4 protein-coding genes are annotated in these 9,033 nt (G+C 70.1%); all 4 read left to right on the top strand.

Annotation, left to right across the window (positions count from 1 at the left end; translation table 11 throughout):
- Positions 1-3 precede the first annotated feature (3 nt).
- The 4 genes from O7601_RS24140 (at position 4) to hisC (ending at position 8,948) form a co-directional block, all read left to right on the top strand.
- Positions 4-4,155 carry an amino acid adenylation domain-containing protein gene (locus O7601_RS24140; RefSeq protein ID WP_348650213.1) on the top strand — a complete coding sequence of 1,384 codons (4,152 nt, stop codon included), beginning with the start codon at positions 4-6 and terminating at the stop codon, positions 4,153-4,155.
- A 17-nt stretch (positions 4,156-4,172) separates the two neighbouring features.
- Positions 4,173-5,414, top strand: a complete 1,242-nt coding sequence (locus O7601_RS24135; protein WP_281563372.1) for an MFS transporter — start codon at positions 4,173-4,175, stop codon at positions 5,412-5,414.
- Entirely contained in the window at positions 5,401-7,755 is a 2,355-nt protein-coding gene (locus O7601_RS24130) for a penicillin acylase family protein (protein ID WP_281563371.1), read from the top strand. Before O7601_RS24135 ends, O7601_RS24130 begins: the two co-directional genes overlap by 14 nt.
- A gap of 119 nt (positions 7,756-7,874) precedes the next feature.
- The gene (gene hisC, locus O7601_RS24125; protein ID WP_281563370.1) at positions 7,875-8,948 is read left to right on the top strand and encodes a histidinol-phosphate transaminase; all 1,074 of its coding nucleotides are present in this window, start codon (positions 7,875-7,877) and stop codon (positions 8,946-8,948) included.
- Positions 8,949-9,033: the final 85 nt, after the last annotated feature.

Genomic DNA, 9,033 nt, shown 5'->3' with positions numbered 1-9,033 from the left:
ACCGTGAATCAGGTTCTTGCAGATCTTCTGCGTCAGCGGGTGATTCAGCGTAGTCAGTCGGAGCCGACGGTCACCGGTGGCGATGCGCGGATCGGCCGGACGGTGCCGTCGGTGGGGCAGGCGCGGAGTTTGGTGGCGGCGTTTGGGGAGTCGGTTCGGTGTTTTTCTGATCGGGTGGCGGTTCGGTGTGGTGGTCGGGGTGTGACGTTTGGGGAGTTGGATCGTCGGGCGGGGGTGTTGGCGGGGGCGATTCGGGCTGCGGGTGTGGATGTGTCGCGGCCGGTGGGGGTGTTGTTGGATCGTTCGGTTGACATGGTTGCTGCGGTGCTTGCGGTGTTGCGGGTGGGGTCGTCGTATGTGCCGTTGGATGTGGGGACTCCGGCGGGTCGGTTGGAGTTGATTGTGGATGATGCTGATCTGTCGGTGGTGGTGACCAGTGGTGGGTTGGTGGGGTTGTTGCCGGAGGGCGTGCCGGCGGTGCTCGTGGATGACGAGGGTTTGGCCGGTGGTCCGGTGGAGGTGGCCGCGGCGGAGCCGGGTGGGGATGATCGGGCGTATGTGATTTTCACGTCGGGGACGACGGGGCGTCCGAAGGGGGTGCAGATTTCGCACGGTAACGTGTTGCGCCTTTTCGGGGTGACGGAGCGTCATTTCGGGTTCGGTCCGGATGACGTGTGGGCGATGTTCCATTCGTTCGCCTTCGACGTGTCCGTGTGGGAGATGTGGGGGCCGCTGTTGTACGGCGGTTGTCTGGTGATCGTGCCGAGGGAGACCGCCCAGGACCCGCAGGCGTTGTGGGACCTGCTGGAACGGGAGCGGGTCACCGTGCTGTGCCAGACGCCCACCGCGCTGAACCAGCTCATCGCCGAGGACGCCACCCGCGACCGTCGGCTCCCGCTGCGCTATGTCATCAGCGCGGGTGAGGCGCTGCACTTCGGCGACCTGCGACCGTGGGTGGCCCGGTACGGCGACGAGCGGCCACAATTGATCAACATGTACGGTCCGACGGAAACCACCGTCTACGCCAGCTACCGGCGGGTGCGGCGGGAGGACCTGGGGCAGGAGCGGTCGCTGATCGGAGTGCCGCTGGCGGACCTGCGGTTCACCCTCGTCGACGCCGACCTCAACGAGGTGCCGGCCGGCCAGCCGGGCGAGATCGTCATCTCCGGTCCCGCGCTGAGCAGCGGCTACCTCGGCAGCCCGCGACTGAACCGGGCGCGTTTCGTGCGCCTGCCGGCGACGGGGGAGCGCGGCTACCGTTCGGGCGATCAGGCCGTGCTTGTGAAGTCCGGTGAGTACGAGTACCGGGGCCGGCAGGACGACCAGGTCAAGATCCGCGGATTCCGGATCGAGCTCGGCGAGGTGGAAACCGCGCTCCGCGCCCTCGGCTCGGTCTCCGGGGTGGCCGTTGTCGCCCGTGAACTGCCACAACGTGGCCCCACGCTGGTGGCCTACCTGGTGCCGAGCCAGCCCGGACTGACCGCCGTCGCCCTGCGGCGCGCGTTGGCCACCGCGCTGCCGGCGTACATGATCCCGAGTGTCTTCGTCGTCCTGGACGCCCTGCCGCTCAACCAGAACGACAAGGTGGACCGGCGGGCGTTGCCGGATCCCGCCCAAGCGACGCTCCTACCCGACACCGAGCACGGCCCGGCCCCGATCGCCGCGCCGGTGCCGACCCGGTCGAGCGGTGACGTCGACGAGGACCGGGTGGCGCAGGTGGTGGCCGACCTGCTCGGCATCGAGCGGGTCGATCCGCAGACCAGCTTCTTCGAGTTCGGCGGTCACTCCATCCTCGCCATCCGGCTGGTCGCCCGGATCGGCAGCGAATTCGGCGTGGACATACCGCTGCGTCTGTTCCTGCGCGACCCGACCGTACGCGGGCTCACTCAACTCGTCCGGCGCGGCGACGCTGACGGGCGTACCTCGGGTGGTGGCGGCATTCCGCTGTACCGCGTTCCCGAGGGCGAGCCGGTGCCGGTGACCGATCCCCAGGGACGGTTGTACTACCTGGCCCAGTTGCAGCGGGACAGCGCCGCGTACAACCTGCACCAGACCGCCCTGATCGAGGGCGACCTGGATGTCGACGCCCTGGAACGGGCCTTCCGGACCATCGTCGACCGGCACGCCGCCCTCCGTACGGTCCTGCGCCTGGCCGACAGCGGCATCGTGCAGGTCGTCCGTCCCGCCGGCCAGTTCCGGATGGCGGTCGAGGCGGCGGAGGTACCGTCTGGCACGGATCTGACGGCAGTGGCCGAACGGCTGTCCGAGCAGGAACTGCGCCGCCCGTTCGACCTCGAACACGACGACATGCTGCGGGTCCGCCTGATCAGGCTGATGCCCCACAGGCACGCACTGCTGATCAGCATGCACCATGTCGCCTCCGACGGCTGGTCGATCGGCATCCTTGCCCGCGAGGTCGGTCAGCTTTACCGCGCCTTCCACCGGGACTCCGCAGCCGACCAGGCCGAGCTGCCGCCGTTGCCGGTGACCTACGCCGACTACTCCTACAGCGTGACGCGCTGGGCCGACAGCCCGCAGGCGGCGCGTGACCTCGGCTACTGGGAGGAGCGTCTGCGGGATCTGCCACTCGTGCACGGCCTTCCACTGGACCGGCCCCGCCCCGTCGAGGCGACCCATTCGGGTGAGAGCATCATCCAGCGGCTCGACCCGCAGCTCACCGAGGCGGTACGAGCACTGGCCCGGACCTCTGGTGGGACCCCGTTCGTGCTGCTGCACGCGGTCTTCGCGATGCTGCTGGCGAAGCGCTCGGGCAGCGATGACGTGGTCGTCGGCACTCCGGTCGCCAACCGCAACGGCACCGAACTCGACGGACTCATCGGCATGTTCGTCAACACCCTGGTGCGCCGGACCCGGGTGGACGACGCCCCCACCTTCCTCAGCTACGTGCAGCACGTCCGCGAGGAGGCCCTGCTCGACCTCGATCATCAGCATGTGCCGCTGGACATGGTGGTGACCCGGCTCAATCCGGCCCGCTCGACCGCCCACTCGCCGCTCTTCCAGATCATGTTCGCGTACCAGGACGACCAACGCGGCGGCATCGAGCTGGACGGGCTTGCTGTCGACCTGCTTCCGTCACCGAGTCAGGACACCCTGGCGGAGCTGATGCTCGATGTTTTCGACATCGGCCGGAACCTCGAACTGCGCTGGCACTTCAACCCCGACCTGTTCCACCGGCCGACCATCCAGTCCTGCGCTGACGAGTACGTCGATCTGCTGCGACGTGCCCTGGCGGAGCCACAGTCCAGTCTGGCGGCCCTGCTCGGCCGAGAGAAGCCCGGCGCCCGCCGGCTGCTGGCGCTGCGCCGGCGGCCCGAGGGCGCCACGCCGATCTACGCGCTCCCCGGGGTGCTCGGTCTCGGTCCCTCCTTCGCCCAGCTGAGCGCCATGTTCGACGATCGTTCGTTCTTCGCGGTGTCGACCAGAGAGCTGTACCAGGAGGGGGTCGACGGCACCATCACCGCGCTGGCCAGCAGATGCGCCGAGGTGATCGCCGCGGCTGCGGGCACCGGACCGGTTGATCTGGTGGGTCACTCCTTCGGCGGCGCACTCGGCCTCTACGTCGCGCACGAGCTGCGGGCCCGGGGCGTCCCGGTCACTGGCCTGGTGGCGCTGGACTCGGTGGACCCGGAGGCGGTGGGGCGTCGCCTGGGGACCACCCGTGTCGAGCAGCTCGTCTCGTTCCTGGCGATCCTGGCGGAGATGTTCCCGGCGGTGCGCGAGCACGCCCCCTCGGACCTGCCGACCCTGCTGCGGACCACGCCGGAGGAGCAGATTCTCGCCGAGGTTCAGGAGCTGATCGGGGCGGACGCGCCACACCTGCTCAACGGTGACCTCACCGAGGTGTTCGACGCCTTCAGCGGGATGTCGTCGCTGCGTTGGCCGCCGGTCACGGTCCCGCCGGACCTGTCGATCATGCTGATCGAGGCCGCGCACACTCGCCATGACCAGGGCGAACAGCCTCGATCGGGTTGGCAGCGGATCGTCGGGGCGAGGTTGGCGTACACCTCGGTCGCCGCCGGGCACGAGGCGATGCTCTACCGTCCCCACGTCACCGAGGTGGCGGAGCTGATGCGCCGCTTCCTCGGTCAGCACGGGCCCGTCGCCACGGACGAGGCAGGGCCGGCCGCCCGATGACGACGACAACCCGTCCCATGATGTTGGCCCGACTACTGATCGCCGGGGCCGGGATCATGAGTCTGGCGAACTCGGTGGCGATCCCCTTTCTCGCGATCTTTCTCCATCGGGAGCTGGGACTCACCCCGACCACGATCGGCTTCATCATCGGGTCGTCGGTCTTCTTCTCGATCTTCGCCGGCTTCGTCGGTGGCTCCCTCTCCGACGCGCTGGGCCGTACCAGGCTGCTGCTGCTCGCGTTGTCCGGGGTCATCGCCTCCTTCGTGGCCTTCTACTACAGCAACGGGGTGCTGGCGGTCTTCTTCATCAACGCCGCCCTGGCCCTCAGCAGCAGCACCTTCAACCCGGTGGCGAAGGCCCTGCTGAGTGATCTGCTGCCGGCGGAGGACCGGCTGAGGTGGTTCTCGTACCAGTACATGGCGGTAAACGTCGGGTTCGCCGTGGGGCCGCTGCTGGGCGCGTACGCCGGCCTCTCCGGTGGCCGGGTGGCCTTCCTGGTCGGCGCCGTGGTCTACGCGGTCTATCTCTGCCTGTTCGGGCTGACACTGCTGTTCCTGCCGCCGGTGACACCGGCGGTGCCGGAGCAGGAGCCCAGCACCGGTCTTCGGAGCCATCTCGAAGGGCTGCGGGACAGCTTCCGGGTGGTCGTCCGGGACTTCCGGCTGCTCTGCTTCATCGCCGCGGGTCTGCTGCTGGAGGCGGTACACAGCAAGATTTCGGCGCTGCTGGCACAGCATCTCTCCGCCGGATTCGCCGACGGAACGAAGATCCTCGGCTACGTGCTGACCACCAACGCCGTCACCGTTGTCGTCGTTCAACTCTTCGTCTCGCGGTACGCGCGCAAGCGTGACCCGGTGCGGTCGATCGTCATCGGCGGGGTGCTCCTCGTCGCGGGCATGGTGGGCTTCGCCTTCGCCGGTCCGGGCTGGCAGTTCGTGGCCGCGATGGTGATCTTCACGGTCGGGGAGACCTTCATCATCCCGGCGGAGTTCGCCGTCATCGACCGGATCGCACCGCCGGACCGGCGGGGCAGCTACTTCGGGGCACAGACCTTCGCGCAGCTCGGTGGCTTCATCGGACCCTTCACCGGTGGGCTGATCCTGGCGCACTACGGCGGGACGGCGATGTTCCTCGGGGTGAGCGTCTTCGCGGTGATCAGTGTCCTGATCTACCTCCTGGTGGGCCGTAACCTTCCCGGTCTGCAGATGGGCAAGGCCGCCCCTCGGGCACGGACGGCGGTCGGCGATGGCGCGACGTGACGGGGTACGCGACGCGGCACTGCGGCTGCTGCGCGCGCCGGCCGTACGGGCACACGTCGGTCGCGGCTCGCTGCGGCTCAGCGGCCTGACCGACGGGGCCACGGTTCGTCGCGACGGCCGGGGGGTGCCGTGGATCGTCGCCCACGACGAGCGCGACCTCTACTTCGCGAGCGGATTCGCGCAGGCCACTGACCGGCTGTGGCAGATGGACGTGCTCCGACGGCGGGCCCGCGGCCGACTGGCGGAGGTGCTGGGCGAGACGGTGGCGCCCGAGGACGTGCGGGCCCGCAGGCTCGCTCTGGAACGGGTGGCCCGCCGCTCGCTGGAACTGGTGGACCCTGAGTCGTACGCCTGCCTGGCGGCCTTCAGCGACGGCGTCAACGCGGCGATCCGCCGGCTCCGGCGGCGGGCCGGTCTTCCGGTGGAGTTCCTGCTGCTCCGCTACCGCCCCGACCCCTGGACGCCGCTCGACTCCGTGCTCATCGTCAAGCATCTGGGGTTCGACCTCGGCACCAACCTCCGGCAGGAGGTCTTCCGCATGCGACTCGCGGCGGAGCGACCCCGCTACGCGGACTGTTTCTCCGCGCCTCGCTACCCGATCGACGGCGCCGTGACCATCAGGCGTCCATTTCGGGGCGACGAGCAACGCCCCGGCAGCCCGGTAGCAGCCGGGCCCGCCCCGGTCGCCGAGCTGCCCGAGCAGTCCCGTGCCTGGCTGCGCGGGCTGCTGGGCGGGGAGACGTCGCCCGGATCCAACGCCTGGGCGATCTCGGGGCGACTCACCCGCTCGGGCGCGCCGCTGCTGGCCAACGATCCGCACGTGCTGTTCACCCAACCGAGCATCTGGTACCAGATGGGCCTGCTGCTGCCGGCGGTGCCGGCGACGGCGTACGGCGTCACCGTGCCCGGACTGCCCGGACTCATCGCCGGCAGCAACAGCCGACTGGCCTGGGGCATCACCAACGCCACTGTCGACACTCAGGATCTCTGCCTGCTCGACGGCCCGGCAGCACAACCGACCTGGAGCCAGGAGAGCGTCATCTCGGTACGCGGCGGCGCGGACGTCGCGGTCCGGGCCGCAGGCGGGCAGCGGCACGTCGAGTTCGACGAGCCAGGTCCGGACGGTGACGCCCGGCTGGGCCTCTTCTGGAGCGGTTTCGTCCCCTCCACCGAGATCGTCGGTTGTCTGCGGATGTGGCGGGCGGAGAACTATCCCGGCTTCCGGGCGGCCCTCCGCGACTTCGGGGTGCCGGTGCTCAACGTGGTGGTGGCCACCGCCGACGATGTCATAGCGCTCAAGACCGCCGGAAACGTGCCGCGGCGGCGGCCGGGCAGCGGGCTCGCCCCAGCATCGTTCGCCGACGTCGCCGAGTCGTGGCAGGACCTGCTCCCGTTCGACGAACTGCCGGAGACGGTCAACCCTGCCGAGGGCTACCTCATCTCGGCGAACCACAAACTGGTGCCGGACGACGCGCGGGTGCAGGTCGGTGCCGACTGGGTCGCCCCGTACCGGGCCGAACGCATCGAGCAGCTGATCCGCGCCGGGTCGATCTCGGCGGAGGAGTGTGCGCGCTGGCAGAACGACGTGGCCGACGGACGGGCGGCCCGGGTGTTGCCGGTGCTGCTGGACGCGCTGGCGGCCCGCCCGCCGACGGATGAGCTGGTGCGGATCGGGCACCGCCTGCTCAGTGAGTGGGACGGCCACGCCCGAGGTGAGCAGCCGGCGCCACTTGTCTTTCTCCGTCTGCTCCAGGCCCTGGTGGACCGATGGGTGACCGAACCACTGGGTGCGGAGCTGGCCACCAGCATGCCCGATCTGACCCTTCAAGTTGATCATCTCATTCTTGACGCGGAGGCCCGACAGCGACTCGGCGAGACCGAGCCACTGCCGGTCGTCGTCGCCGAAGCGCTGCACACGGCGATCGAGAGAATCGTCACCGCACACGGCGCGGACCCGGCTGGTTGGCGTTACGACGCGGTGCACCGCGTCGACGACCGGCATCCGATCGCCAAGGCGCTACCCGGGCTACGCGGGCTCTTCGGTGGCGACGAGACCCCGGTCGGAGGCAGCGGCCATACGGTCTGTCTCATGACGCCCGATCGCAGCGGCGCCGCGATCGAGGGCGCACCCTGGCGCTTCGTGGCCGAGGTCGACCCCGCCGGGCCGGTGCTGCGGGACGTCCTGCGGCACGGCAGCTCGGGGTTGCCCGGCTCCCTGCACTACGACGACCAGACGCCGGTACATGCCCGGGGGCAGACGTACCCGGTGCCGCTCGCCGGCCCGGAGGGCAGGGCGGGTCGGACGCTCACGCTGCGGCGGTCACGTTCGTCGAGAGGTTGAGCGACCGCATGCACCACGGGATCGGCCAGCGCCCACCAACGGGCAGGCCGACCGGGCGGGGGCGGTACCCTGCGCCTACCGGGGCGGACCCGGCCCGGCCGGAGAGGATCGCGCAGCTCGTGGATGACATCGTTTCGCTGGTCCGGCCCGAGATCTACGCGATGCGGCCCTACAGTTCGGCGCGCGTCGAGGCCGAGCAGGCCGCCCGGATCCACCTCGACGCGAACGAGAACCCCTACCCGCCGTACCCGGGCGGGCCCGAGCAGGAGGGCCTCAACCGGTACCCGGAGCCGCAACCACCATCGCTGCTGGGCCGCTTCGCCGAGATCTACGGCCTGCCGGTGGAGCAGCTCTTCCTGTCGCGTGGCGCGGACGAGTCCATCGACCTGCTGGTCCGCGCGTTCTGTGCGGCCGGCCGGGACGGCATCCTGATCACACCGCCGACGTTCGTGATGTACGAGACGGCCGCGGCCATCCAGGGCGCCTCGGTGTGCCGGGTGCCCCTCGTGCCCGGGTCGTACCAGCTCGACGCCGACGCGATGCTGGCGGCCTGCGCCGCCGACCCGGGGATCAAGCTCGTCTTCGTCTGCTCGCCGAACAACCCGACCGCCAACCTGATGGACCGGGCGTCCGTGCTGCGGCTCGCCGAACGGCTGCGCGGCCGGGCGATGGTGGTGGTCGACGAGCTTTACCTCGATTACTCGGGTCAGCCGTCACTCGCGGGCGACATCGCCGGCCGGCCCAATCTCGTCGTCGTGCGGTCGCTGTCCAAGGAGTACAGCCTCGCCGGTGAGCGCTGCGGCATCACCCTCGCCCACCCGGAGGTCATCGGGGTACTGCGCCGCATCATGCCGCCGTACCCTCTCGCCGTCACGGCGATCCGCGCGATCGGCGCGGCGATCTCGCCCGCGGGCATCGCGCACGGTCGGCGCACCATCGAGCGCATCGTCGCCGAGCGGGATCGGGTGCGCAACGCCCTGGCGCAGCTGCCGTCGGTGATCGAGGTGTTCCCGTCGGACGCGAACTTCCTGCTGCTGCGGACCGAGGATCCGCAGCGGCTGTGCGGCGCCCTGGCCGCGCAGGGCATCCGGCTGCGGGACCGCAGCAGCGTCATCGACGGTGGTGTTCGGCTGTCGATCGGTACTCCCGAGGAGAACGACGAACTGCTCCGGGCCCTCAAGTTGCACGGCTGAGCCGGTCCCGTCGGCCCGGTCCCCGGCTGTCCGGCCGCAGCTTGGGCCGGGCGCGGTGTGTGGAACCGGCAGGCGCGCGGCCGGG

Source organism: Verrucosispora sp. WMMD573 (genome assembly GCF_027497175.1).
Lineage (GTDB): Bacteria > Actinomycetota > Actinomycetes > Mycobacteriales > Micromonosporaceae > Micromonospora.
This window is presented reverse-complemented; position numbering and strand designations above follow the sequence as displayed.